Here is a 21,606-nt window from a genome sequence, read left to right as displayed (position 1 = left end):
GCCGTGAAACTCTTAACCCTTGTTCGCCTGCTGCACGAGTTGCTTCAGCTTGGCGGGGGTCATCGTCTGGTCCTGGTAGATGTTCTTGCCGTCGAGCAGCACGGTCGGGGTGCCGCTGAAATGGCCGGCCTTGAAGGCGTCGTTCGACTTGTCGACCCAGCTGTCGTGCCTGCCGTCGTTGACACAGGAGCGGAAGGCGGCCGTGTCCAGGCCCTTCACTTTGCCCGCGAGCGCGATCAGCTTGCCGTTGTCCCCGAAGGCGTCGTCGGTCTCCTTCGGCTGGTTCGCGTACAGCATGTCGTGGTAGTCGCGGAACAGGCCGGCGTCCTGGGCGCAGGCGGCGGCGTTGCCCGCGCGCAGCGAGCCGGTGCCGCCGAGATTGCCGTCGATCAGCCGGACCAGGTGGTACTCGATGCGCAGCTGCCCGGAGTCGGTCAGCTCGTGGAACGTCGGGCGGTACGCCGTCTCGAAGGCCATGCAGGCCGGGCAGCGGAAGTCCTCCCAGATCGTGAGCGTCGACTTGGCGCCGTCCTTGCCCACCGGGATCGCGAGGCTGTCCTTGCCCTGGGCCCCGGAGGGCGCCACGGCCGGGCCCGAGGCCTTGTCCTCGTCCTTGCCGGAGTTCGCGGCGACCACGCCGATCACCGCGGCGAGGCCCAGGACGCAGACCACGCTCGCGCCCACGATCAGCGTCCGCCGTCGCTTGTCCGCGGCCTTCTGCTTCGCTCGCTCGTCCGCCAGCCGCTCCCGGGCGGTGCGCTTTCCCTCACGGTTCTTCTCGCTCACACCCCCAGAACGAAACGGGGAGGCGCAATGCGCCTCCCCGCTCCCAGATCCACTCGTAAGGAGGATCCCCGTGACATGAGATGTCCGGCTACGCCGCCCCGCGCACGCCCTTGGCGAGCTCACCGGCGAGCGAGCGGACGGCCTCGACACCGGCCGCGTCGTCCGGCGCGTCCAGCATCCGCTTGACGAAGGCCGAGCCGACGATCACGCCGTCGGCGAAGCCGGCCACCTCGGCGGCCTGTTCGGCGTTGGAGACGCCGAGCCCGACGCAGACGGGCAGGGCGGTGCCGGTGGCGCGGGTGCGCTCGACCAGGTTCTGCGCCTGCGCGCCCACCGACTCGCGGGTGCCCGTGACGCCCATCAGGGAGGCGGCGTAGACGAAGCCGCTGCCCGCCGCGGTGATCTCGGCGAGCCGCTCGTCCTTGCTGCTGGGCGCGACCACGAAGACCGTGGCGAGCCCGTGCTTGTCGGCGTGCTCCCGCCACAGCGCCGCTTCCTGCACCGGCAGGTCGGGCAGGATGCAGCCCGCGCCGCCCGCCGCGGCGAGCTCGGCGGTGAAGCGCTCGACGCCGTAGCGGTCGATGGGGTTCCAGTACGTCATGACGAGGATCGGCTTGCCGGTGGCCTCGTGGGCCTCCTTGACCGTCCGCATCACATGCGCGATCTTGACGCCGCCGCGCAGGGCGATGTCGTCGGCGGTCTGGATGACGGGGCCGTCGAGGACCGGGTCGCTGTGCGGCAGGCCGACCTCGACGACGTCCGCGCCGCCGTCCAGGGCCGCCTTGACCGCCTCGATGCCGCCGTCCACGGTCGGGAACCCGGCCGGGAGGTAGGCGATGAGGGCGGAGCGGCCCTCGGCCCTGGCGCCGGCGAGGGTGTCGGACAGCAGCTGAATGTTCCCGCTCACTTGGCGTCCCCCTCGATCTCGGCGGTGTCGGCCTCGTTGGCGGCGACCTCCGCGTCGGTGTCGTACAGCCCGAAGTAGCGCGCGGCCGTGTCCATGTCCTTGTCGCCGCGGCCGGACAGGTTGACCACGATCAGCCCGTCCTTGCCCAGCTCCTTGCCGACCTCCAGGGCTCCGGCGAGGGCGTGGGCGCTCTCGATGGCCGGGATGATGCCCTCGGTGCGCGACAGCAGGCGCAGCGCCTGCATCGCCGCGTCGTCGGTGACGGCGCGGTACTCGCCGCGGCCCGAGTCCTTGAGGTAGGAGTGCTCCGGGCCGATGCCCGGGTAGTCCAGACCGGCGGAGATCGAGTACGGCTCGGTGATCTGGCCCTCCTCGTCCTGGAGGACGTAGGAGCGCGAGCCGTGCAGGATGCCGGGCTCGCCCGCGGTCAGCGTGGCCGCGTGCTCGCCCGACTCGATGCCGTGTCCGGCCGGTTCGCAGCCGATCAGGCGGACCGAGGCGTCCGGGATGAAGGCGTGGAAGAGGCCGATGGCGTTGGAGCCGCCGCCCACACAGGCGATGGCGGCGTCCGGGAGGCGTCCGGCGCGCTCCAGGAGCTGGCGGCGGGTCTCCACGCCGATCACCCGGTGGAAGTCGCGGACCATGGCCGGGAAGGGGTGCGGGCCCGCGACCGTACCGAAGAGGTAGTGGGTGTGGTCGACGTTGGCGACCCAGTCGCGGAAGGCCTCGTTGATGGCGTCCTTGAGCGTGCGGCTGCCGGACTTCACGGCGACAACCTCGGCGCCGAGCATGCGCATGCGGGCCACGTTCAGGGCCTGGCGCTGTGTGTCGATCTCGCCCATGTAGATCGTGCAGTCGAGGCCGAACAGCGCGCAGGCGGTCGCCGTGGCGACGCCGTGCTGGCCCGCGCCGGTCTCGGCGATGACGCGGGTCTTGCCCATGCGCTTGGTCAGCAGGGCCTGGCCGAGCACGTTGTTGATCTTGTGGGAGCCGGTGTGGTTGAGGTCTTCCCGCTTGAGGAAGATCCGGGCGCCGCCGGCCTCCGCGGCGAAGCGGGGCACCTCGGTGAGGGCCGAGGGGCGGCCGGTGTAGTTGACCAGCAGGTCGTCGAGTTCGCGGGCGAACTCCGGGTCGTGCTTGGCCTTGTCGTACTCGACGGCGACCTCGTCCACGGCGGCCACGAGGGCCTCCGGGATGAACTTGCCGCCGAAGGCGCCGAAGTAGCCCTCGGCGCTGGGGACCTGACCCTCCGGGTCGGGGATGAAGAAGTCGCTGGGCATGCGTGTACCTCACGGTGAGTGGTGTGTGAACAGCACTGATCGCCGTGGGGGCGGAGATGGTCAGGCGACTGCGGGCCGTGTGTGGCTGGTCGCGCAGGTCCCCGCGCCCCTGGAGGGGCGCTGCCATCGCCGGCCGTTGACCTGGCCGGGTTCGTCGCCGATGACGTATCTGACCCTGCGGCCGTGGACACGGCGGGCGGGGGCACGGCAACCGCGAGGGCGGCAGCCGCGCGCGAGGCGGGCGTACCGGTCCGTGGTGGTCGTCGTGAGCGTCATCGGGGCGAGTCTAGCGAAAGGTCAGCCGCGTCCGTGCCGGAGTGCGGGGTGCTCGCCCGCCGCCACCAGGTCGGAGACGGCCGTCTTGGGGTCGCGGCCCGTGACCAGGGACTCGCCGACCAGGACGGCGTCGGCGCCGGCGTTGGCGTACGCGATCAGGTCGTGCGGGCCGCGGACGCCGGACTCGGCCACCCGGACGAGGTCGGCGGGGACCTCGGGCGCGACGCGCTCGAAGGTGCCGCGGTCGACCTCGAGGGTCTTGAGGTTGCGCGCGTTGATGCCGATGACCTTGGCGCCCGCGTCCACCGCCCGCTCGACCTCGTCCTCGTCGTGCACCTCGACGAGCGGGGTGAGCCCGATGGAGACGGCACGCTCGATCAGCGACTCCAGGGCCGGCTGTTCGAGGGCGGCGACGATCAGGAGGGCGAGGTCGGCGCCGTACGCGCGGGCCTCCCACAGCTGGTACGAGGTGACGATGAAGTCCTTGCGCAGGACCGGGATGTCCACGCGGGCGCGGACGGCCTCCAGGTCGGCGAGCGAGCCGCCGAAGCGGCGCTGTTCGGTCAGCACGGAGATGACGGCCGCGCCGCCCGCCTCGTAGTCCGCGGCGAGTCCGGCGGGGTCGGCGATCGCGGCCAGCGCGCCCTTGGAGGGGCTGGAGCGCTTGACCTCGCAGATGACCTTGACACCGTCGCCGCGCAGCGCGGCCAGTCCGTCCTTGGCCGCGGGAGCCTTCGCCGCGCGCTCCTTGAGCTCGTCGAGGCTGACGCGCGCCTGCCGCTCCGCGAGGTCGGCACGGACTCCGTCGATGATCTCGTCGAGCACACTCACGCGAGCGGCCCCCTTTCAGACGGTTGACTGTTCAAGAGGTTGAGCCAAGGGAAAAACCGATGGTCACTGCGATGGTATCCGCAGGATGGCGTAGGCCTCGCATCCGGTTGACGTCGGCCGCACTACCTGGACGTTCGCCTGTTGATCAAGGATGTAGCCAGCCACCGAACGGCAGGTTCCGGACAACCGTGAAGACCAGCAGCAATGTCCCGAGCGTCCACAGGTGCACCGGCCCGGGCTCGAAGCGCAGCGGCCGGCCGCGGGCCGCGCGCACCACCCATACGGTCCACAGCACCGCGAAAGCCAGATAGCCCACGACGGCGAGCGCGTTGTCCTGGAGCGCCGCCAGGAAGTCCCCGTGGACGAAGGAGTGCGCGCTGCGCAGCCCGCCGCAGCCGGGGCAGTAGATGCCGGTGACCTGGTAGAGCGGGCACGCCGGGTAGTGGCCGGGCTGGTTGGGGTCCACGGTGCCCACGTAGGCGAAGGCGCCGGCGACGGCCGCGAGGATCCCTGCGGGGACGGCGAGCCGGGACATCGCCGTGGGTCCGGCGGGGGTCCGCGTCGGGATCTGGCTCTCGGCGTTCACGTCCTGCATTGTCCCCCGGAGGACGCACGGGCCGCCACGCGCGCGTGAGGGGCGATCCGGCGCCGGATCGCCCCTCAGGGGTACGCGGGGGTGCGCAGGGGTACGCGCGAAAGCCGTGCTGGTCAGCTCTTGGTCGCGCCCGCGGCGGCCTGGCTCTGCGCCAGCGCCTCCTGGAAGTCCTTGTGGGCGTCCTTCGGCTGTCCCATGCCCATCGCGCTCATGATCCAGCCGACGACACCGCCGACGACCACGATGCCCATGCCGGCCCAGAAGCCCGCGGGCTGAGCCATCACCATGAAGGCGCCGGAGACGCAGAAACCGACGAACGCGATCATGACACCGGTCCAGGCGGCCGGGGTGTGACCGTGGCTGCTGCCCGCCATTGCTTGCTCCTCATTGCTGTTTTCGTGTCTGAGCCGGACGCTCACAAACATTGTCCCGCACGCACGCGAGCGCGCCGCTCGGGGGTGTCCCCTCGCGCGTCGACTCCGACGGGGACCGCAACGCGACGCCTCGCGCGTCGGCTCCGGTGGATCGAACCCGGCCCGCGGCGCGGGGCGGTCACGCGCCCGTGCAGGCCCGAACCCGTCCTCCGCGCGGAGCGGTCACGCGCCCATGCAGACCCGAACCCGCCTTCCGTACGGAGCGGTCACGCGCCCACGGAGACCGAACCGGCCCTCCGCGCGCAGCGATCACCCGCCCGCGAAAACCACGCCCACCCGCACAGCGATCACGCACCCGTGGAGACCGAATCCGCCCGCCACGCGCAGCGATCACGCACCCGCGAAAACCGAACCCGCCCGCCACCCGCAGCAATCACCCGCCCGCAAAACCCACACCCACCCACCACGCGCAGCAATCACGCCCCCGCGAAAACCGCCCCCGCCCTCCGCGGAGCGGTCACGCTCCGGTGGGGTCCTCGCCGCGGTCGAGGGCCTTCCAGATGTCCTCGGGGCGGTCGGGGTCGGTGGGCGCTGTCCTGCGGCGGGGCTTCGGGGCGCCCGCGCGCTCGTAGCGGCCGGACATGGCGGGCCACTGCCGGCCGTAGCGCAGGGCGAGGAGGCCGGCGACGAGGAGGAGGGCGCCGCCCGCTGCCGCGACGTAGGGCCAGGCGGTGTGGGAGAGGGCGTCCACGGTGGCCGAGGTGTCGCCGGCGGCCTTCGCGGCCTGCTCGTCGAGCGCGGAGGTGTCGGAGACGCCCAGCAGGGCGGCGGCGATGGTGCCGGCGCCGGAGAGCGCGAGCAGGGCCGCCACCAGCAGCCGGCCGGCCTTGCGGACGGCGAAGACGGCGACGAGCGCGGCGAGGCCCACTATGGCGAGCGCCGCGGGCACACCCGTGACGTCGCTGCCCTTGGCGGTCAGGGAGAAGGCGCCGCCGGCCACCGTGGTGGTGCCCTCCGACCAGCGCTGCCGGGTGGAGAGCAGCGCGACGGCCGCGCCGAGCGCACCGCACAGCAGGGCCAGGGCGAGACTTCGGCGGCCGGCCCGCGCGGGGCCGCCGGCTTCGGAACGGGGGTGAGGAACAGCTGTCACGTACTCCACTATCACCCGTACCCCGGGTGAACCGTCACCCGGGGCTCACGTGAGAAGCGCCCCATCGCGCGCGAAGCGCGCCTACTTGCCGCCCAGCCGGTTCGCCGTGTGCACCGCGCGCAGGACGGCCGCCGCCTTGTTGCGGCACTCCTGGTCCTCGGCGACCGGGTCGGAGTCGGCGACGATGCCGGCGCCCGCCTGGACGTAGGCCGTGCCGCCGCGCAGCAGGGCGGTGCGGATGGCGATGGCGGTGTCGGAGTCGCCCGCGAAGTCCAGGTACCCGACGCAGCCGCCGTACAGCCCCCGGCGGGACGGCTCGAGTTCGTCGATGATCTGCATGGCGCGGGGCTTGGGGGCACCGGAGAGGGTGCCGGCCGGGAAGCAGGCCGTCAGGACGTCGAAGGCGGTGCGGCCGTCCGCGACCTTTCCGGTGACCGTCGAGACGATGTGCATCACGTGCGAATACCGCTCGACGGACATGAAGTCGACGACCTCGACGGAGCCCGGTGCGCAGACCCGCCCCAGGTCGTTGCGGCCGAGGTCGACCAGCATCAGGTGCTCGGCGCGCTCCTTGGGGTCGGCCATCAGTTCGTCGGCGAGGGCCTGGTCCTCCTGCGGGGTCGCCCCGCGCGGCCGGGTGCCGGCGATGGGGTGGACCATGGCCTGTCCGTCCTCGACCTTCACCAGGGCCTCGGGGGACGAGCCCACGACGTCGAAGCCGTCGAAGCGGAAGAGGTACATGTACGGCGAGGGGTTCGTCGCCCGGAGCACGCGGTAGACGTCCAGCGCGCTGGCCGTGCACGGTGTCTCGAAGCGCTGCGAGGGGACGACCTGGAAGGCCTCGCCCGCGCGGATGCGCTCCTTGACGTCCTCGACGGCCTCCTGGAAGTCGGGGCCGCCCCACAGGGCGGTGTACTCGGGGAGTTCGGAGGGCGGCAGGACGGCGGGCGGCTGGGCGACCGCTCGTGTCAGGTCCGCCTCCATGGCGTCGAGGCGGGCGACCGCGTCGGCGTGGGCCTCGTCGACGCCCGTCTCCAGGTCGTTGTGGTTGATCGCGTTGGAGATCAGCAGGACCGAGCCCTCCCAGTGGTCCATGACCGCGAGGTCGCTGGTGAGGAGCATGGTCAGCTCGGGCAGCTTCAGGTCGTCCCGCTCGCCGGGACCGATCTTCTCCAGGCGGCGCACGATGTCGTAGCCGAGATAGCCGACCATGCCGCCGGTGAAGGGCGGCAGGTCCTCCTGGTGCGGGGTGTGCAGGGCCTCGATGGTGGCGCGCAGGGCGGCCAGCGGGTCGCCGTCGACGGGGACGCCGACCGGCGGGGTGCCGAGCCAGTGGGCCTGGCCGTCGCGCGCGGTGAGCGTGGCGGCGGAGCGGACGCCCACGAAGGAGTACCGGGACCAGGAGCGGCCGTTCTCCGCGGACTCCAGCAGGAAGGTGCCGGGGCGCTCGGCGGCGAGCTTGCGGTAGAGCGCGACCGGGGTGTCGCCGTCGGCGAGGAGCTTGCGCGTGACGGGGATGACACGGCGGTCGGTGGCCAGCTTGCGGAAGGTCTCGAGGTCCATGGCGGCTGACCTTACTGATCCGGGCCGGACGCGCCCGAATCGGCGTCCTTGAGGAGCACGTCCTCGTCGAAGCAGGTGCGCGCGCCGGTGTGGCAGGCGGCGCCGACCTGGTCCACCTTGACCAGCACGCTGTCGGCGTCGCAGTCCAGCGCGACGGACTTCACCCACTGGAAGTGGCCGGAGGTGTCGCCCTTGACCCAGTACTCCTGGCGGCTGCGCGACCAGTAGGTGCAGCGGCCGGTCGTGAGGGTGCGGTGCAGCGCCTCGTCGTCCATCCAGCCGAGCATGAGCACCTCACCGGTGTCGTACTGCTGGGCGATGGCGGGGACGAGACCGTCGGCGCTGCGCTTGAGGCGCGCGACGATCTCCGGGTCGAGGCTGCCGGCCGGTGGCGTGCTGGTCATGGGTGCCATTGTGCCGCGCGGCACCGACAGTCACGGCGCCGCGTCCACTGGGCGGACCCGGAGGGTGGTCGTAGGCTGACTGCATGTCGACTTTCGCCAAGCGTGAACGACTTCTCCTGGCCGACCTGTTGGAGGCCGAGGGCCCGGACGCCCCGACCCTCTGCGAGGGCTGGCAGACCCGTGATCTCGCCGCGCACGTGGTGGTGCGCGAGCGTCGCCCCGATGCCGCCGGCGGCATCCTGATCAAGCAGCTCGCGCCACGCCTGGAACGGGTGATGGCGGAGTTCGCCTCGAAGCCGTACGAGGAGCTGATCCAGCTCATCCGCACCGGTCCGCCGCGGTTCTCGCCCTTCCAGCTCAAGCAGGTCGACGAGATGTCGAACACGGTGGAGTTCTACGTCCACACCGAGGACGTCCGCCGTGCGCAGCCCGACTGGACGCCGCGCGAACTCGACGGGGTGTTCCAGGACGCCCTGTGGTCCCGCCTCGAACGCTCGGCCCGGCTGATGGGCCGCGGCACCCCGACGGGCCTGGTCCTGCGCCGCCCGGACGGCCAGACCGCGGTCGCCCACCGCGGCACACCCGTGGTGACGGTCACCGGCGAACCGTCGGAGCTCCTGCTCTTCTCCTACGGCCGTCAGGACGCCGCCGACGTGCAGCTGGAGGGCGAGAAGGACGCGGTGGCCAAGCTGCACGAGACGAAGCAGCTGGGCATCTAGAAGCCCGCATCCCGCGTCAGCGGGGCAGCTCGGCGCGGCGCAGGCCGGGCACGGCCAGGGCGACCACTCCGCCGAGCCCGCACACGAGCGCGCTGACCACGAAGACGGGACCGGTTCCCCACGCGCCGATCGCGGTGGCGGACAGGGGCATGCTGAGCGGGGTGAGACCGAGGCTGACCAGGCTGGAGACGGCGGTCACCCGGCCCAGGTACGCCGGGTCGGCGTGGGTCTGCAGCAGGGCCCCGCACATCGCGCCGCTGAGTCCGGTGAGCAGGCCGATCAGCAGGGCTGTTCCGACGGCGAGGACGACGGTCGGCGCGAACGCGAGCGTGCCGACCGCCACCGAGCCCGCCAGGATCGACCAGCCGGCGACCCGCCCGGCGTGCGGCAGCCGTCCGCGCACGGTCAGCAGCAGCGAGGCGGCGCCCGCGCCGACGCCGAACCCGGCGAGCACCCAGCCCATCCCGGCCGCGCCCCAGCCGCGTTCGTCGCACAGCAGGGTCAGACCGACGTTGAGCGGGCCGACGAAGCCGAGGTCGCCGAGGGCTATGGCCGCCATCAGCGGCGCGAGCACGGGGTGCCGGCGGATGTGGCGCAGTCCTGCCACGAGGTCCTGCCGGGCGGTGGCATTGTGTGTGCCCACCGTGTCGTCCGGTGGCAGCTCGCGTATGCGCACCGAGACCAGCAGCGGCACGGACACGGCGATCAGCAGTCCCGCGAGGCCGAACGCCGCCGTCGCCCCGCCGAGCGCCAACCCGAGCCCGCCGAGCGGTCCGCCGACCACGCTCGCGAACCGGATCGCGAGTCCCCGCATGCCCTGCACGCGCGCGAGCTGGTCACGGTTCGTCACGCGCGCGGGGAGGGCACCCACGGCCGGCAGGAACACCGCGTCGACGGTGCCGAAGACCAGGGCGAGCAGGGCCAGCGGCCACAGACCGGGGCTGGTCAGGACGAGCAGGGCGGCCACCGCGAGGACGGCCGCGCAGCGCACGGCGTCGCTGCCGATCACCACGCGTCGCGGCCCCAGACGGTCGGCGATCACCCCGCCACCGAGCATCAGCAGCGCCCGCGGCAGCGCGCTCGCCGTCATCACCAGCCCGGCCTGTGAGGGCGTACCGGTCTGTACGGCGGCCCAGGACAGCGCGATGTAGTAGACGCTGTCGCCGACCATCGAGAAGGTGAAGGCGGCGAGCCAGCGCAGGACGTTGGTGTCGCGGTGGGCGGGAAGTGCGACGGCTGTCGCGGTCTCAGACACGGAACGGGAAGCCATAGGTGTGCACCGCCACGTTCTCGCGGCCCTCGGTGTCGCCCGCGGCGACGGCGGCGCGTCCGCGCTCCTCGTACCGGCGTACGACGGCGTACATCTCCTTGGCCAGTTCGGCCAGTTCGTCCGAGGTCAGGCGCAGCAGCCACTCCGCGGATTCGGAGGCGGTCGTCCACGCGTCGCTCCAGTGCGCGCGTTCGTCGAGGTAGCGCCGGTACATCTCGACGCGCTGCTCGAAGAAGAGGCGGCTGGCGGCGGTGTGCGCTGCGGCCTTCTCCGGGGCGTCCCTGAAGTCCTCGTCACGGATGCTCACGCCCTCGGACGCGGGCTGCCACCACCGCTCACGGCCGTCCCCGCTCCCCGGCTCGGCCTCCTCGATCAGCCCGTGCTCGGCCAGCTTGCGCAGGTGGTAGCTGACCAGCGAGACGGCCTCGTCGACCTGGTCGGCGAGCTGGGAGGCGGTCGCTGTCCGCGCGATGGTCAGCAGTCGGTAGAGCTGGACGCGCAGGGGGTGGGCGAGCGCCTTGAGCGTGCCCACGTCCTTGATGCGCCGGTCCCTCTCGCTGTCAGCCATGCATGCGACGCTAAATGCGAAAGAGAAGTTGCGCAATCGATTTTGCGCAACTTCTCTTTCGCATTTAGCGACAAGCGAGCCCCGGCCAGGACCGGCCGGGGCTGGCTCGACGTACTACCGCACAGGGTGCCCGGCGCCCCGCAGCTCCCCCTTCACCTCGCCGATCCGCAGGTCGCCGAAGTGGAAGACCGACGCCGCCAGCACCGCGTCCGCGCCCGCCGCGATCGCCGGCGGGAAGTCGGCGAGCCTGCCGGCGCCGCCGGACGCGATCACCGGGACCGTCACGTGCTTGCGGACGGCCGCGATCATCTCCAGGTCGTAGCCGTCCTTCGTGCCGTCCGCGTCCATCGAGTTGAGCAGGATCTCGCCCGCGCCCAGCTCGGCGGCCCGGTGGGCCCACTCGACGGCGTCGATGCCGGTGCCCTTGCGGCCGCCGTGCGTGGTGACCTCGAAGGTGCCGCCCTCGGTCCTGCGCGCGTCCACCGACAGCACCAGCACCTGCCGCCCGAAGCGCTCCGCGATCTCGCGGATCAGGTCGGGGCGCGCGATGGCCGCGGTGTTCACACCGACCTTGTCCGCGCCCGCCCGCAGCAGCTTGTCCACGTCCTCGGCGGTGCGCACACCGCCGCCCACCGTCAGCGGGATGAACACCTGCTCGGCCGTACGGCGCACCACGTCGTACGTCGTCTCGCGGTTGCCCGACGACGCGGTGATGTCGAGGAACGTCAGCTCGTCGGCGCCCTCGGCGTCGTACACCTTGGCCATCTCGACGGGGTCGCCCGCGTCGCGCAGGTTCTGGAAGTTGACCCCCTTGACGACCCGGCCGTTGTCCACGTCCAGGCAGGGGATGACTCGTACGGCCAGGGTCATGCTGCGGTGTCCCCTCGGTACGCCTCCACCTCGACCTCGACGACCAGGCTTGGGTCCACGAAGCCGGAGACGATGATCATGGATGCGGCGGGGCGGACGGCGTCGAACAGCTCCTTGTGGGCCCGCCCGACGTCCTCCACGTCCCGGGCGTGCGTGATGTACATGCGCGTCCGCACGACGTCGTCGCGGCCCAGTCCCACCTGGCCCAGCGCCTCCAGCGCGACGTTGAAGGCGTTGACCGCCTGCTCGTACGGGCCGCCCCCGGCGATCTCGCCGTCCACGATGGACGTGCAGCCGGAGACCAGCACCAGGCCGTTCGGCAGCTCGACCGCGCGGGAGTAGCCGAACGTCTCCTCCCAGGGCGCACCGCTCGCCACCCGTCGTAGATCGCTCACTGGGCTACCGCCTCCAAGGCCTCTTCCAGGGTGAACGCCTTCGCGTACAGGGCCTTCCCGACGATGGCGCCCTCGACACCGAGGGGTACCAGCTCGGCGATGGCGCGCAGGTCGTCCAGGGACGACACGCCGCCGGAGGCCACCACCGGGCGGTCGGTCGCCGCGCAGACGTTGCGCAGCAGCTCCAGGTTGGGGCCCTTGAGGGTGCCGTCCTTGGCGATGTCGGTGACGACGTAGCGCGCGCAGCCCTCCTTGTCGAGGCGCTCCAGCGTCTCGTAGAGGTCGCCGCCGTCCCGGGTCCAGCCGCGGCCGCGCAGGGTCGTGCCGCGTACGTCGAGACCGACCGCGATCTTGTCGCCGTGCTCGGAGATGACCTTGGCGACCCACTCCGGGGTCTCCAGGGCGGCCGTGCCCAGGTTCACCCGGGTGCAGCCGGTGGCGAGGGCCGCCGCCAGCGAGGCGTCGTCGCGGATGCCGCCGGACAGCTCCACCTTGATGTCCATCGCCTTCGCGACCTCGGCGATCAGCGCGCGGTTGTCACCCGTGCCGAACGCGGCGTCCAGGTCGACCAGGTGCAGCCACTCGGACCCCGAGCGCTGCCAGGCGAGGGCGGCCTCGAGCGGGGAGCCGTACGAGGTCTCCGTGCCGGACTCGCCGTGCACGAGACGGACGGCCTGTCCGTCGCGGACGTCGACGGCGGGGAGGAGTTCGAGCTTGGCCATGGTCTACAGGGTTCCGATCCAGTTGGTGAGCAGCTGCGCGCCGGCGTCGCCGGACTTCTCGGGGTGGAACTGCGTGGCCCACAGGGCGCCGTTCTCGACGGCCGCCACGAAGGGCTTGCCGTGCGTCGACCAGGTCACCTTGGGCGCCTTCATCGACGGGTTGTGCGTCTCCAGCGACCAGTCGTGGACGGCGTAGGAGTGCACGAAGTAGAAGCGCGCGTCCGCGTCCAGGCCGGCGAACAGCTCGGTGTCGGCCGGTGCCTCGACGGTGTTCCAGCCCATGTGGGGCACGATCTCGGCCTGCAGCGGCTCGACCGAGCCGGGCCACTCGCCCAGGCCCTCGGTCTCCACGCCGTGCTCGATGCCGCGTGCGAAGAGGATCTGCATGCCGACGCAGATGCCCATGACCGGGCGGCCGCCGGACAGTCTGCGGTCGACGATCCAGTCGCCGCGCGCCTCCCTCAGGCCCCGCATGCAGGAGGCGAAGGCGCCGACGCCCGGCACGAGCAGGCCGTCGGCGTTCATGGCCGTGTCGAAGTCACGGGTGATCTCGACGTCCGCGCCCGTGCGTGCGACGGCACGCTCGGCGGACCTCACGTTCCCGAAGCCGTAGTCGAAGACGACGACCTTCTTGGGCGCGCTCAATTCCACACCTCCAGCCTCATCACGCCGGCGACCAGGCACATCGCGGCTCCGATCGACAGCAGCACGATCAGCTGCCTCGGCATCTGCTGCTTGGCGAAGGAGATGATGCCGCCGACCAGGAAGAGGCCGACGACGATCAGGATGGTCGACAGGCCGTTCACAGCGCGCCCTTCGTGGAGGGGAGGATGCCGGCCGCGCGCGGGTCGCGCTCGCTGGCGTAGCGCAGGGCCCGCGCGAGCGCCTTGAACTGGCACTCCACGATGTGGTGCGCGTTGCGTCCGTACGGCACGTGCACGTGCAGGGCGATCTGGGCCTGGGCGACGAAGGACTCCAGGATGTGCCGGGTCATCGTCGTGTCGTACTCGCCGATCATCGGCGCCATGTTCTCGGGCTCGGTGTGCACGAGGTAGGGGCGGCCGGAGAGGTCGACGGTGACCTGGGCGAGGGATTCATCCAGCGGGACCGTGCAGTTGCCGAAGCGGTAGATGCCCACCTTGTCCCCGAGCGCCTGCTTGAAGGCGGCGCCGAGTGCGAGGGCGGTGTCCTCGATGGTGTGGTGGGAGTCGATGTGCAGGTCGCCCTCGGTCTTCACGGTGAGGTCGAACAGACCGTGCCGGCCGAGCTGGTCGAGCATGTGGTCGTAGAAGCCGACGCCTGTCGACACATCGACCTTTCCGGACCCGTCGAGATCGATCTCGACGAGCACCGAGGTCTCCCTGGTGACCCGTTCCACGCGTCCTACGCGGCTCATGAACTCTGCTCCTTCTTCAACTCACGTACCGCGTCGAGGAACGCGTCGTTCTCCGCCGGGGTTCCGGCGCTGACCCGCAGCCACCCCGGGATGCCGTTGTCCCGGACCAGGACGCCCCGGTCGAGGATCTTCTGCCAGGCCGCGTGCGAGCCGCCCTCGTCGTCGAACCTGCCGAACTGCACGAAGTTCGCGTCGGACTCGACGACCTCGTATCCGGCCGCGCGCAGCTCGGCGACCAGCCGGTCCCGCTCCGACTTCAGCTGCTCGACGTAACCGAGCAGCGTGTCGGTGTGCTCCAGGGCGGCCAGCGCGGTCGCCTGGGTGACCGCCGAGAGGTGGTACGGCAGCCGTACGAGCTGGACGGCTTCGACGACGGCCGGGTGCGCGGCGAGATAGCCGAGGCGCAGACCGGCCGCGCCGAACGCCTTCGACATCGTCCGGGAGACGACGAGATGCGGCCGCCCCTCGATCAGCGGCAGCAGCGAGTCGCCGTGGCTGAACTCGATGTACGCCTCGTCCACGATCACCATGGACGGCCCCGCCGCCTGCGCGGCCTCGTACAGCGCGAGGACCGTCTCGCGCGGGACCGCGTTGCCCGTGGGGTTGTTGGGGGTCGTGACGAAGACGACGTCCGGCCTGTTCTCGGCGATCCAGCGCTCGGCCGCCGGGAGGTCGATCGTGAAGTCCGCGCCGCGCGGGCCGGAGATCCAGCCCGTGCCGGTGCCGCGCGCGATGAGCGCGTGCATCGAGTACGACGGCTCGAAGCCGATCGCCGTACGGCCCGGTCCGCCGAAGGTCTGCAGCAGCTGCTGGATGACCTCGTTGGAGCCGTTGGCGGCCCAGACGTTGGCGAGGCCGACCTCATGTCCTGAGGTGTCCGTCAGATACTCGGCGAGCCGGGTGCGCAGTTCGACCGCGTCCCGGTCCGGGTAGCGGTTGAGGTGGCGGGCCGCCTCGCGCACCCGCTCGGCGATGCGCTCGACCAGCGGCTCGGGCAGCGGGTAGGGGTTCTCGTTCGTGTTCAGTCGTACGGGCACGTCCAACTGGGGCGCGCCGTAGGGGGACTTGCCGCGCAGCTCGTCGCGGATGGGGAGCTCGTCCCAGCGGGACGCAGCGGGGTTGCCTGTCACTTGCCTTCCGGAACCTTCCACCCGAACCGTGCCTTGATCGCCGCGCCGTGCGCGGGCAGGTCCTCCGCCTCCGCCAGCGTGACCACGTGATGCGCGACCTCGGCCAGCGCGTCCTTGCCGTAGTCGACGATGTGGATGCCGCGCAGGAAGGACTGCACGGACAGGCCCGAGGAGTGGCAGGCGCAGCCGCCGGTCGGGAGCACGTGGTTGGAGCCGGCCGCGTAGTCGCCGAGGGAGACCGGCGCCCAGGGGCCGACGAAGATCGCGCCCGCGTTCTTCACACGGTCCGCGACGGCGGCGGCGTCGGCGGTCTGGATCTCCAGGTGCTCGGCACCGTACGCGTCGACGACCCTGAGGCCCTCCTCCACGCCGTCGACCAGGACGATCGCGGACTGGCGGCCCGCGAGCGCGGGGCGGATCCGGTCCTCGATGTGCTTGGTGGCCGCGACCTGCGGCTCCAGCTCCTTCTCGACCGCGTCCGCGAGCGCGACGGAGTCGGTGACCAGGACGGCGGCGGCCAGCGGGTCGTGCTCGGCCTGGCTGATCAGGTCGGAGGCGACGTGCACCGGGTCGGCCGTGTCGTCCGCGAGGATCGCGATCTCGGTCGGGCCCGCCTCGGCATCGATGCCGATCCTGCCCGTGAAGTAGCGCTTGGCGGCGGCGACCCAGATGTTGCCGGGGCCGGTGACCATGGTGGCGGGCGGGCAGGACTCGGTGCCGTGCGCGAACATCGCGACGGCCGTGGCGCCCCCGGCCGCGTACACCTCGTCGACGCCGAGCAAAGCGCAGGCGGCGAGGATCGTCGGGTGCGGCAGGCCGTCGAACTCGGCCTGTGCCGGGGAGGCGAGGGCGATGGACTCGACGCCGGCCTCCTGCGCGGGCACGGCGTTCATGATCACGGAGGAGGGGTAGACGGACCGGCCGCCCGGCGCGTACAGCCCGACCCGCTCGACCGGCACCCACTTCTCGGTGACGGTGCCGCCGGGCACGACCTGCGTCGTGTGTGTCGTACGCCGCTGCTCGCGGTGGACGAGACGGGCGCGCCGGATGGACTCCTCCAGGGCGGCGCGCACGGCCGGGTCGAGCTCGTCGAGGGCCTTCGTCAGCGCCTCGGCGGGCACCCTCACCTGGTCGAGCCGGACGCCGTCGAACTTCTCGGCGAAGTCGATCAGCGCCGCGTCGCCCCGATGATGCACGGCCTCGCAGATCGGACGCACCTTCTCCAGGGCGGCCGCAACGTCGAAGTCGGCTCGGGGCAGCAGGTCGCGCAGGGCGGGGCCCTCGGGAAGGGCGTCGCCGCGCAGATCGATTCGGGAGATCACGTACCCAATTCTCTCAGACCCGGGTCAGGCGTCGTTCGCGCGTATCAATGGCTGATACAGAACGCGCGGGGAACCCGGAAGATCGCCTTCACGTCCTGTGCTTCGGATGTTACTCAGCGGGCATGAACGGTTGTGCGAGCACAGCACTGGAGGAGTAAGTGACCGAAGGGGCCGGCCTGCGCGCCGGAGACCTGCCGGACGATCTGACCGCCGCCGAGGCCGGCATGTGGCAGGCCTTTCGCAACGGCACCGTGTACGACCTCAGCAGCGGGGACCCGGTCGTCGACGATCCGCACGGCGGGCATCCATGGGGGCCCGAGCGGACGGTGCGGGCCCGCATCGTGTGCTGGCTGCTGCTCGACGGGCCGCCCGCGCTGGCCGGCCGGGTCTCCTCTCTCAAGCTGCGCGGGGTGCAGATCAGCGGCAGCCTGGACCTGGCCGGCGGCACGGTCGTGCCGTACGTCGAGATGCGCGGCTGCCGCTTCGAGCGGGACGTGCTGCTGCCGGAGGCCCGCTTCACCACGCTGCGCATGGTGGACTGCTCGGTGCCCCGGCTGGAGGCGGCCCGGGTCCACACCGAGGGCGATCTGCATCTGCCGCGCTGCCGCTTCCTGGGCGGCATCCGGCTGACCGACGCGCACATCGGCACGGACCTGATGCTCAACCAGGCGATCGTGCACCGCGACCGCAGCGGCCGTTCGATCGCCGGTGACGGCATGACCGTGGGCCAGGACCTGCAGGCCGAGCTGCTGGAGTCGCACGGCGAGCTGAGCCTGCGCAGCGCCAACATCGGCGTCACGCTGAGCCTGCGCGGCGCCCGGCTGGACAACCCCCACTCCCGGCTCGCGCTGAACGCGCCCCAGCTGACCGTCGAGCGCACGCTGTACCTCACCCCGGCGGGCGTCGGCGCCGCCATGACGAGCGGTGCGACCCCCGCGCGCGGGACGCGCATCCAGCGGTTCGAGTGCCGGGGCGGGGTGCGCCTGGACGACGGCCGGTTCGGGGACGCGGTCGACCTGGAGCGGGCCCGGTTCGCCTTCACCGACGACCAGGAGCTGTCGCTGCGCCGGGTGCAGACGCCCGAGCTGCGTTTTCTCGGGGAGCGGCCGCAGCGCGGCAAGGTGGTCCTGTCCGGCGCGCGGATCGTCAATCTGATCGACCGGGCGAGCGCCTGGCCGGGCCCGGGCAATCTGCACATGGGCGGCTTCAGCTACGAGAACCTGGTGCCGCAGGGCCCCTTCCCGCTGACCGAGCGGCTGGAGTGGGTGGCCGCGGCGACCGCCGAGTACAACCCGGAGCCGTACGAGCGCCTGGCCTCCGTGCTGCGGGCCGGCGGCGAGGACGAGGACGCGCGCGAGGTGCTGCTGGCCAAGCAGCGCAGGCGCCGCGAGAGCCTGCCGGTGGCCGGGAAGTTCTGGGGGTACGTGCAGGACTGGACGGTGGCCTACGGGTACCGGCCGGGCCGGGCCGCGGTGTGGATGGCGGTGCTGTGGGCGGCGGGCTCGCTGGCCTTCGCACACGCGAGCCATCCGCCGGTGCAGCCGTCGCAGCACCCGGCCTGGAATCCGTCCCTGTTCGCGCTGGACCTGCTGCTGCCGGTCATCGACCTGGGCCAGGCCTCCGCCTGGCGGCTGGACGACGGCTGGCAGTGGCTGGCCGCGGCGCTGATCCTGCTGGGCTGGGTCCTGGCCACGACGGTGGCGGCGGGGGCCACGCGACTGCTGCGGCGGAATTGATCCACCGTGTCCCGTGGGGTCACAGATGCGGGACAGTGGTTGAACAGTGGACCTTTACTCGCTCTTGACCGATTGACGTACAACTTTCCGTGGATTGTGTGGAGCCCCTGGCGCCGGTGTGACCTGCGGTCTTTCAATGGTCGGCACCATGGCTCTGCTGCATCCCTTCAGCCGCGCGGCCCGCACCTCCCGGACCGCGCCGCCTCCCGCCGGCGCCCCACTGCCCGCCGACGACGAGGTGCTGCTCGACGCGCCCGACGACGGTCTGTGCTCCGCGCTGGTCGCGGCCGCGCGCGGCGAACACGGCCCCGCCGCCGCCCTGCTGGCCGCCACCCGCAGATCCGCCGACTGGGAGATCCGCGACCGCAGCGCGAGACGCCTCGCGACCTTCGCGTCCGCCCGCCCGGAGTGGCTGGAGAGCTGGTCCGCCGCCGACCCGCACGACCCCGACCTGCTCCTGGTCCGGGCGCAGCTCGCGGTGGACCAGGCTTGGCGCTCCCCCGACCGGGCGGAACTGCTGCGCGAGGTGAGCCCGCTGATCACGGCGGCCGCGCGCGGCGACGACCGCGACCCGGTGCCGTGGCGGCTCGCGCTGGACCACGCGCGCGGCGCACGCGCCGGCCACAAGTACTTCAGCGAGCTCTGGGAGGCGGCGCTGCGCCGCGCCCCGCACCACTACGGCTGCCATGTGGCGGCCCTGCGCTATCTGGCCACGTCCTGGCAGGGCTCGTACCGCGAGTGCTTCGACTTCGCCGACCGGGCCGCACAGGACGCCCTGCCCGACTCCCTGATCCAGGCACTGCCGTCACGGGCGGCCCTGGCCTGTCTCACCGAGGGCACCGGCACCGAGGTGCCGCGCGAGCGGCTGGACGCGGCGGCCGACCGGGCCGTCGCGCTGTCCGCCCGCTTCCCGGCGGCCGACCCCTGGCCCGCCGAGATCCGCAACAAGCTGCTGTACGTCCTCGTGCGCCTGGAACGCTGGGAGGAGGCCCTGACCGAGGTCCACCGGATCGGCCCGTACGCCACGTCCGTCCCCTGGGACCGGATGTCGGACGACCCGCTGGCGCTGTTCCTCAGTGTGCGCGGCGAGATCCTGGCCCGGGCCACAGGGTTCGCGGCCCCGTCACGGCATCCACGGAGTGAACGTGCCGGACGCGCCGGCTCCGGCGACCATTAGGCTTTTGCGCCGTGACCACCGTCCGTCTCCCGCTCTTCCCCCTGAACTCGGTGTTGTTCCCGGGACTCGTGCTCCCGCTGAACGTCTTCGAGGAGCGCTATCGCGCCATGATGCGCGAGCTGCTCAAGACACCCGAGGACGAACCGCGCCGGTTCGCCGTCGTGGCGATCCGTGACGGCCACGAGGTGGCACCGAGCGCGCCCGGCATGCCGGATCCCACGGCGCTGCCCGACCGCGGCCCCGCGGCCGGCTTCGGGTCCGACCCGGCGAAGTCGTTCCACGCGACGGGCTGTGTGGCGGACGCCGCGACGATCCGCGAGCGCGCGGACGGCACCTTCGAGGTCCTGGCGACGGGCACGAACCGGGTCCGCCTGGTCTCCGTGGACACGTCGGGCCCCTTTCTGACGGCCGACCTGGAGGAGCTGACGGAGGATCCGGGCGACGAGGCCGGGGCGCTGGCCGAGGGCGTGCTGCGCGCCTTCCGCCAGTACCAGAAGCGCCTGGCGGGCGCCCGCGAGCGCTCGCTGTCGACCGGCGCCGAGCTCCCGGACGAGCCGTCCGTGGTCTCCTACCTGGTGGCCGCGGCGATGATGCTGGACACCCCCACCAAGCAGCGTCTGCTCCAGGCCCCGGACACCGCGTCCCGGCTGCGCGACGAGCTGAAACTCCTTCGCTCCGAGACCGCCATCATCCGTAATCTGCCGTCACTGCCGGCGTCGGACCTCACGCGCGGCACGACGAGCCTCAACTAGGACCGGGATGGCGAAGAAGCCGAAGAAGCAGCAGCAGTCCGGCGGCACCCCCGCGACGGTGGCCCTGACCGCCGCGGGCGTCGCGTACACCCTCCACTCCTACGACCACGACCCCTCCCACCCCTCCTACGGCGAGGAGGCGGCGGAGGCGATGGGTGTCTCGCCGGAGCGGGTCTTCAAGACCCTCGTGGCGGACGTGGACGGCACCCTGACGGTCGCCGTGGTCCCGGTGGCGGGCCAGCTGGACCTCAAGGCCCTGGCCGCGGCGGTCGGCGGCAAGCGTGCCGCGATGGCGGACCCCGCCCTCGCCGAGCGCACCACGGGCTACGTCCGCGGCGGCATCTCCCCGCTGGGCCAGCGCAAGAGGCTGCCCACCGTCCTGGACGCCTCGGCGTCGGCCCACGCCACGATCTGCGTCTCGGCGGGCCGCCGCGGCCTGGAGGTGGAGCTCGCCCCCGCCGACCTCACCACCCTGACGAAAGCGGTCGTGGCGCCCATCGGCCGTGCCTGACCGGTTATGAGTGACTGTCGTGCGCGACCCCTCGACGGCCGGCCCCGGGTCGGTTAAGCACGAGGGACATGTCGAAGAAAACCAGGAAACGCAAGTGGCGCGTCAAGAAGGGCCGCTCCAACCACGGCCGTCGCCCCGCATAGCGGCTACCGCAGCGGCGCCTCGTAGGGATCGTTCGGGGCCGTCCCCTGCTCCGGGTACGGCTCCGGATCCCGCGGCCCGAACAGCGCCATCAGCCCCAGATGCACCACCAGCGCGGCGAGCGACCAGGCCAGCAGCGCGCCCTTCGCGCCGAGCTTGAGCGGCGCGTCGAACACGACGCCCTTGCCCACGGCCTTCGCATGGGCGACGACGTCCTCGGCCGGTCCGAGCCACACGCCGATCCGCCAGGCCAGCAGCGAGCCGAGCACTCCGCCGACGCCGAGGGCGACCACCAGGGGCACTCCCCCGCGCCGCCGCAGCAGAAAGACGACCAGCGCGCTGACCACACCGAAGCCCAGCGCGAGCAGGGTGAACGTTCCGTCGACCCCGATCGCCTGCTCGCCCTCGCTGTCCGAGAGATAGACGATCCAGCGCTTGTCGACGACGTCCGCGACCAGCGGCACATGCGGAGCCAGCCACCACCACAGCACCCCGAGCAGCGCCCCGGCGATCGCCACCACCACCGTGATCACGGAGGCCTCGCGCAGTTCGGTCTTCATTCCGGGCCCGTCCTGTCCGTACGTGCCGTCCCAGACGGCGTCGTGGGACGCGGGAGCCGCTTGCCCGGCAGCCGGCGGCTGCCACGAATGCTGCGAGGACTGTTCATGCGGCGGTGGAGGCGGAGTCAACGGTGCGGTCACCCTGACATCGTGCCAGGCGCGCCTGTGCGG

General features: G+C 72.0%; 27 protein-coding genes. 6 read left to right on the top strand and 21 right to left on the bottom strand.

The features are described 5' to 3' along the window. Positions 1 to 12 precede the first annotated feature (12 nt). From MQN93_RS34355 to hisI, 10 genes are all read right to left on the bottom strand, one after another. Complete coding sequence (locus MQN93_RS34355) at positions 13 to 786, bottom strand: DsbA family protein (RefSeq protein ID WP_242712580.1); 774 nt, start codon at positions 784 to 786, stop codon at positions 13 to 15. Between the two features lie 88 nt (positions 787 to 874). After that, complete coding sequence (gene trpA, locus MQN93_RS34350) at positions 875 to 1,693, bottom strand: tryptophan synthase subunit alpha (RefSeq protein WP_016435901.1); 819 nt, start codon at positions 1,691 to 1,693, stop codon at positions 875 to 877. Next, a complete protein-coding gene (gene trpB, locus MQN93_RS34345) occupies positions 1,690 to 2,973 on the bottom strand; it encodes a tryptophan synthase subunit beta (RefSeq protein ID WP_242712579.1) in 1,284 nt (427 codons plus the stop codon). The genes trpA and trpB overlap by 4 nt, the downstream gene beginning before the upstream one ends. 60 nt (positions 2,974 to 3,033) lie before the next feature. Continuing rightward, complete coding sequence (gene trpM / locus MQN93_RS34340) at positions 3,034 to 3,249, bottom strand: tryptophan biosynthesis modulator TrpM (protein WP_078516659.1); 216 nt, start codon at positions 3,247 to 3,249, stop codon at positions 3,034 to 3,036. Positions 3,250 to 3,270: 21 nt separating this feature from the next. After that, on the bottom strand, positions 3,271 to 4,080 hold the full coding sequence (gene trpC / locus MQN93_RS34335) for an indole-3-glycerol phosphate synthase TrpC (RefSeq protein WP_108013428.1): 810 nt from the start codon (positions 4,078 to 4,080) through the stop codon (positions 3,271 to 3,273). 145 nt (positions 4,081 to 4,225) lie between these two features. Beyond that, positions 4,226 to 4,675, bottom strand: a complete 450-nt coding sequence (locus tag MQN93_RS34330) for a DUF2752 domain-containing protein (RefSeq protein ID WP_242712578.1) — start codon at positions 4,673 to 4,675, stop codon at positions 4,226 to 4,228. A gap of 113 nt (positions 4,676 to 4,788) precedes the next feature. Continuing rightward, the gene (locus MQN93_RS34325; RefSeq protein ID WP_242712577.1) at positions 4,789 to 5,049 is read right to left on the bottom strand and encodes an HGxxPAAW family protein; all 261 of its coding nucleotides are present in this window, start codon (positions 5,047 to 5,049) and stop codon (positions 4,789 to 4,791) included. 517 nt (positions 5,050 to 5,566) lie between these two features. Beyond that, entirely contained in the window at positions 5,567 to 6,208 is a 642-nt protein-coding gene (locus MQN93_RS34320) for a TIGR02234 family membrane protein (protein WP_037782584.1), read from the bottom strand. A gap of 72 nt (positions 6,209 to 6,280) precedes the next feature. Beyond that, a complete protein-coding gene (locus MQN93_RS34315) occupies positions 6,281 to 7,762 on the bottom strand; it encodes an anthranilate synthase component I (RefSeq protein ID WP_242712576.1) in 1,482 nt (493 codons plus the stop codon). A gap of 11 nt (positions 7,763 to 7,773) precedes the next feature. Continuing rightward, positions 7,774 to 8,166, bottom strand: coding sequence for a phosphoribosyl-AMP cyclohydrolase (hisI, locus tag MQN93_RS34310; protein WP_242712575.1), 393 nt, complete (start codon positions 8,164 to 8,166; stop codon positions 7,774 to 7,776). 83 nt (positions 8,167 to 8,249) lie between these two features. Between hisI and MQN93_RS34305 the strand changes: the two genes are divergently transcribed. Further along, positions 8,250 to 8,885 carry a TIGR03085 family metal-binding protein gene (locus tag MQN93_RS34305; RefSeq protein WP_016435893.1) on the top strand — a complete coding sequence of 212 codons (636 nt, stop codon included), beginning with the start codon at positions 8,250 to 8,252 and terminating at the stop codon, positions 8,883 to 8,885. Positions 8,886 to 8,901: 16 nt separating this feature from the next. On the opposite strand, the gene MQN93_RS34300 is transcribed toward MQN93_RS34305, so the two are convergent. The 10 genes from MQN93_RS34300 to hisD all read right to left on the bottom strand — a co-directional run bounded on the left by MQN93_RS34300 (position 8,902) and on the right by hisD (position 16,558). After that, entirely contained in the window at positions 8,902 to 10,155 is a 1,254-nt protein-coding gene (locus MQN93_RS34300; protein ID WP_242712574.1) for an MFS transporter, read from the bottom strand. Next, positions 10,133 to 10,723, bottom strand: a complete 591-nt coding sequence (locus MQN93_RS34295) for an ArsR/SmtB family transcription factor (protein WP_016435891.1) — start codon at positions 10,721 to 10,723, stop codon at positions 10,133 to 10,135. The genes MQN93_RS34300 and MQN93_RS34295 overlap by 23 nt, the downstream gene beginning before the upstream one ends. Before the next feature lie 114 nt (positions 10,724 to 10,837). Further along, positions 10,838 to 11,593, bottom strand: a complete 756-nt coding sequence (gene hisF, locus MQN93_RS34290) for an imidazole glycerol phosphate synthase subunit HisF (RefSeq protein WP_242712573.1) — start codon at positions 11,591 to 11,593, stop codon at positions 10,838 to 10,840. Continuing rightward, a complete protein-coding gene (locus MQN93_RS34285; protein ID WP_016435889.1) occupies positions 11,590 to 11,988 on the bottom strand; it encodes a RidA family protein in 399 nt (132 codons plus the stop codon). Before MQN93_RS34285 ends, hisF begins: the two co-directional genes overlap by 4 nt. Further along, positions 11,985 to 12,710, bottom strand: a complete 726-nt coding sequence (gene priA, locus MQN93_RS34280; RefSeq protein WP_242712572.1) for a bifunctional 1-(5-phosphoribosyl)-5-((5-phosphoribosylamino)methylideneamino)imidazole-4-carboxamide isomerase/phosphoribosylanthranilate isomerase PriA — start codon at positions 12,708 to 12,710, stop codon at positions 11,985 to 11,987. The genes MQN93_RS34285 and priA overlap by 4 nt, the downstream gene beginning before the upstream one ends. A gap of 3 nt (positions 12,711 to 12,713) precedes the next feature. Further along, positions 12,714 to 13,355 (bottom strand): imidazole glycerol phosphate synthase subunit HisH, encoded by a 642-nt coding sequence (gene hisH, locus MQN93_RS34275; RefSeq protein WP_016435887.1) that lies wholly within the window; start codon positions 13,353 to 13,355, stop codon positions 12,714 to 12,716. Beyond that, the gene (locus MQN93_RS34270; RefSeq protein ID WP_016435886.1) at positions 13,352 to 13,516 is read right to left on the bottom strand and encodes a CG2302 family histidine operon protein; all 165 of its coding nucleotides are present in this window, start codon (positions 13,514 to 13,516) and stop codon (positions 13,352 to 13,354) included. The genes hisH and MQN93_RS34270 overlap by 4 nt, the downstream gene beginning before the upstream one ends. Further along, complete coding sequence (gene hisB / locus MQN93_RS34265; protein WP_242712571.1) at positions 13,513 to 14,106, bottom strand: imidazoleglycerol-phosphate dehydratase HisB; 594 nt, start codon at positions 14,104 to 14,106, stop codon at positions 13,513 to 13,515. Before hisB ends, MQN93_RS34270 begins: the two co-directional genes overlap by 4 nt. Beyond that, complete coding sequence (locus tag MQN93_RS34260) at positions 14,103 to 15,236, bottom strand: histidinol-phosphate transaminase (RefSeq protein WP_242712570.1); 1,134 nt, start codon at positions 15,234 to 15,236, stop codon at positions 14,103 to 14,105. Before MQN93_RS34260 ends, hisB begins: the two co-directional genes overlap by 4 nt. Beyond that, positions 15,233 to 16,558: a histidinol dehydrogenase gene (hisD, locus tag MQN93_RS34255; RefSeq protein WP_016435883.1), complete on the bottom strand. Its 1,326-nt coding sequence runs from the start codon at positions 16,556 to 16,558 to the stop codon at positions 15,233 to 15,235. Before hisD ends, MQN93_RS34260 begins: the two co-directional genes overlap by 4 nt. 158 nt (positions 16,559 to 16,716) lie before the next feature. Here hisD and MQN93_RS34250 point away from each other — a divergent pair, with 158 nt between their 5' ends. The 5 genes from MQN93_RS34250 (at position 16,717) to MQN93_RS44585 (ending at position 20,877) form a co-directional block, all read left to right on the top strand. Beyond that, a complete protein-coding gene (locus tag MQN93_RS34250; RefSeq protein ID WP_242712569.1) occupies positions 16,717 to 18,294 on the top strand; it encodes an oxidoreductase in 1,578 nt (525 codons plus the stop codon). A 136-nt stretch (positions 18,295 to 18,430) separates the two neighbouring features. After that, the gene (locus tag MQN93_RS34245; protein WP_016435881.1) at positions 18,431 to 19,471 is read left to right on the top strand and encodes a hypothetical protein; all 1,041 of its coding nucleotides are present in this window, start codon (positions 18,431 to 18,433) and stop codon (positions 19,469 to 19,471) included. 11 nt (positions 19,472 to 19,482) lie between these two features. Then, complete coding sequence (locus MQN93_RS34240) at positions 19,483 to 20,223, top strand: LON peptidase substrate-binding domain-containing protein (protein WP_016435880.1); 741 nt, start codon at positions 19,483 to 19,485, stop codon at positions 20,221 to 20,223. A 7-nt stretch (positions 20,224 to 20,230) separates the two neighbouring features. Next, a complete protein-coding gene (gene ybaK / locus MQN93_RS34235) occupies positions 20,231 to 20,734 on the top strand; it encodes a Cys-tRNA(Pro) deacylase (RefSeq protein WP_016435879.1) in 504 nt (167 codons plus the stop codon). Between the two features lie 68 nt (positions 20,735 to 20,802). After that, positions 20,803 to 20,877, top strand: coding sequence for a hypothetical protein (locus MQN93_RS44585; RefSeq protein ID WP_505016698.1), 75 nt, complete (start codon positions 20,803 to 20,805; stop codon positions 20,875 to 20,877). Positions 20,878 to 20,880: 3 nt separating this feature from the next. On the opposite strand, the gene MQN93_RS34230 is transcribed toward MQN93_RS44585, so the two are convergent. Then, entirely contained in the window at positions 20,881 to 21,576 is a 696-nt protein-coding gene (locus MQN93_RS34230; protein ID WP_242712568.1) for a DUF2567 domain-containing protein, read from the bottom strand. Positions 21,577 to 21,606 lie beyond the last annotated feature (30 nt).

This window comes from Streptomyces spinosisporus, assembly GCF_022698145.1.
GTDB lineage: Bacteria > Actinomycetota > Actinomycetes > Streptomycetales > Streptomycetaceae > Streptomyces > Streptomyces spinosisporus.
This window is presented reverse-complemented; position numbering and strand designations above follow the sequence as displayed.

Excerpts from the sequence above, each read along its gene's own strand:
- trpB (WP_242712579.1), bottom strand. The coding sequence starts at position 2,973 with ATGCCCAGCGACTTCTTCATCCCCGACCCGGAGGGTCAGGTCCCCAGC.
- trpM (WP_078516659.1), bottom strand. The coding sequence starts at position 3,249 with ATGACGCTCACGACGACCACCACGGACCGGTACGCCCGCCTCGCGCGC.
- MQN93_RS34330 (WP_242712578.1), bottom strand. The coding sequence starts at position 4,675 with ATGCAGGACGTGAACGCCGAGAGCCAGATCCCGACGCGGACCCCCGCC.
- MQN93_RS34325 (WP_242712577.1), bottom strand. The coding sequence starts at position 5,049 with ATGGCGGGCAGCAGCCACGGTCACACCCCGGCCGCCTGGACCGGTGTC.
- MQN93_RS34315 (WP_242712576.1), bottom strand. The coding sequence starts at position 7,762 with ATGGACCTCGAGACCTTCCGCAAGCTGGCCACCGACCGCCGTGTCATC.
- hisI (WP_242712575.1), bottom strand. The coding sequence starts at position 8,166 with ATGACCAGCACGCCACCGGCCGGCAGCCTCGACCCGGAGATCGTCGCG.
- MQN93_RS34305 (WP_016435893.1), top strand. The coding sequence starts at position 8,250 with ATGTCGACTTTCGCCAAGCGTGAACGACTTCTCCTGGCCGACCTGTTG.
- MQN93_RS34300 (WP_242712574.1), bottom strand. The coding sequence starts at position 10,155 with ATGGCTTCCCGTTCCGTGTCTGAGACCGCGACAGCCGTCGCACTTCCC.
- MQN93_RS34295 (WP_016435891.1), bottom strand. The coding sequence starts at position 10,723 with ATGGCTGACAGCGAGAGGGACCGGCGCATCAAGGACGTGGGCACGCTC.
- hisF (WP_242712573.1), bottom strand. The coding sequence starts at position 11,593 with ATGACCCTGGCCGTACGAGTCATCCCCTGCCTGGACGTGGACAACGGC.
- priA (WP_242712572.1), bottom strand. The coding sequence starts at position 12,710 with ATGGCCAAGCTCGAACTCCTCCCCGCCGTCGACGTCCGCGACGGACAG.
- hisB (WP_242712571.1), bottom strand. The coding sequence starts at position 14,106 with ATGAGCCGCGTAGGACGCGTGGAACGGGTCACCAGGGAGACCTCGGTG.
- MQN93_RS34245 (WP_016435881.1), top strand. The coding sequence starts at position 18,431 with ATGGTCGGCACCATGGCTCTGCTGCATCCCTTCAGCCGCGCGGCCCGC.
- ybaK (WP_016435879.1), top strand. The coding sequence starts at position 20,231 with ATGGCGAAGAAGCCGAAGAAGCAGCAGCAGTCCGGCGGCACCCCCGCG.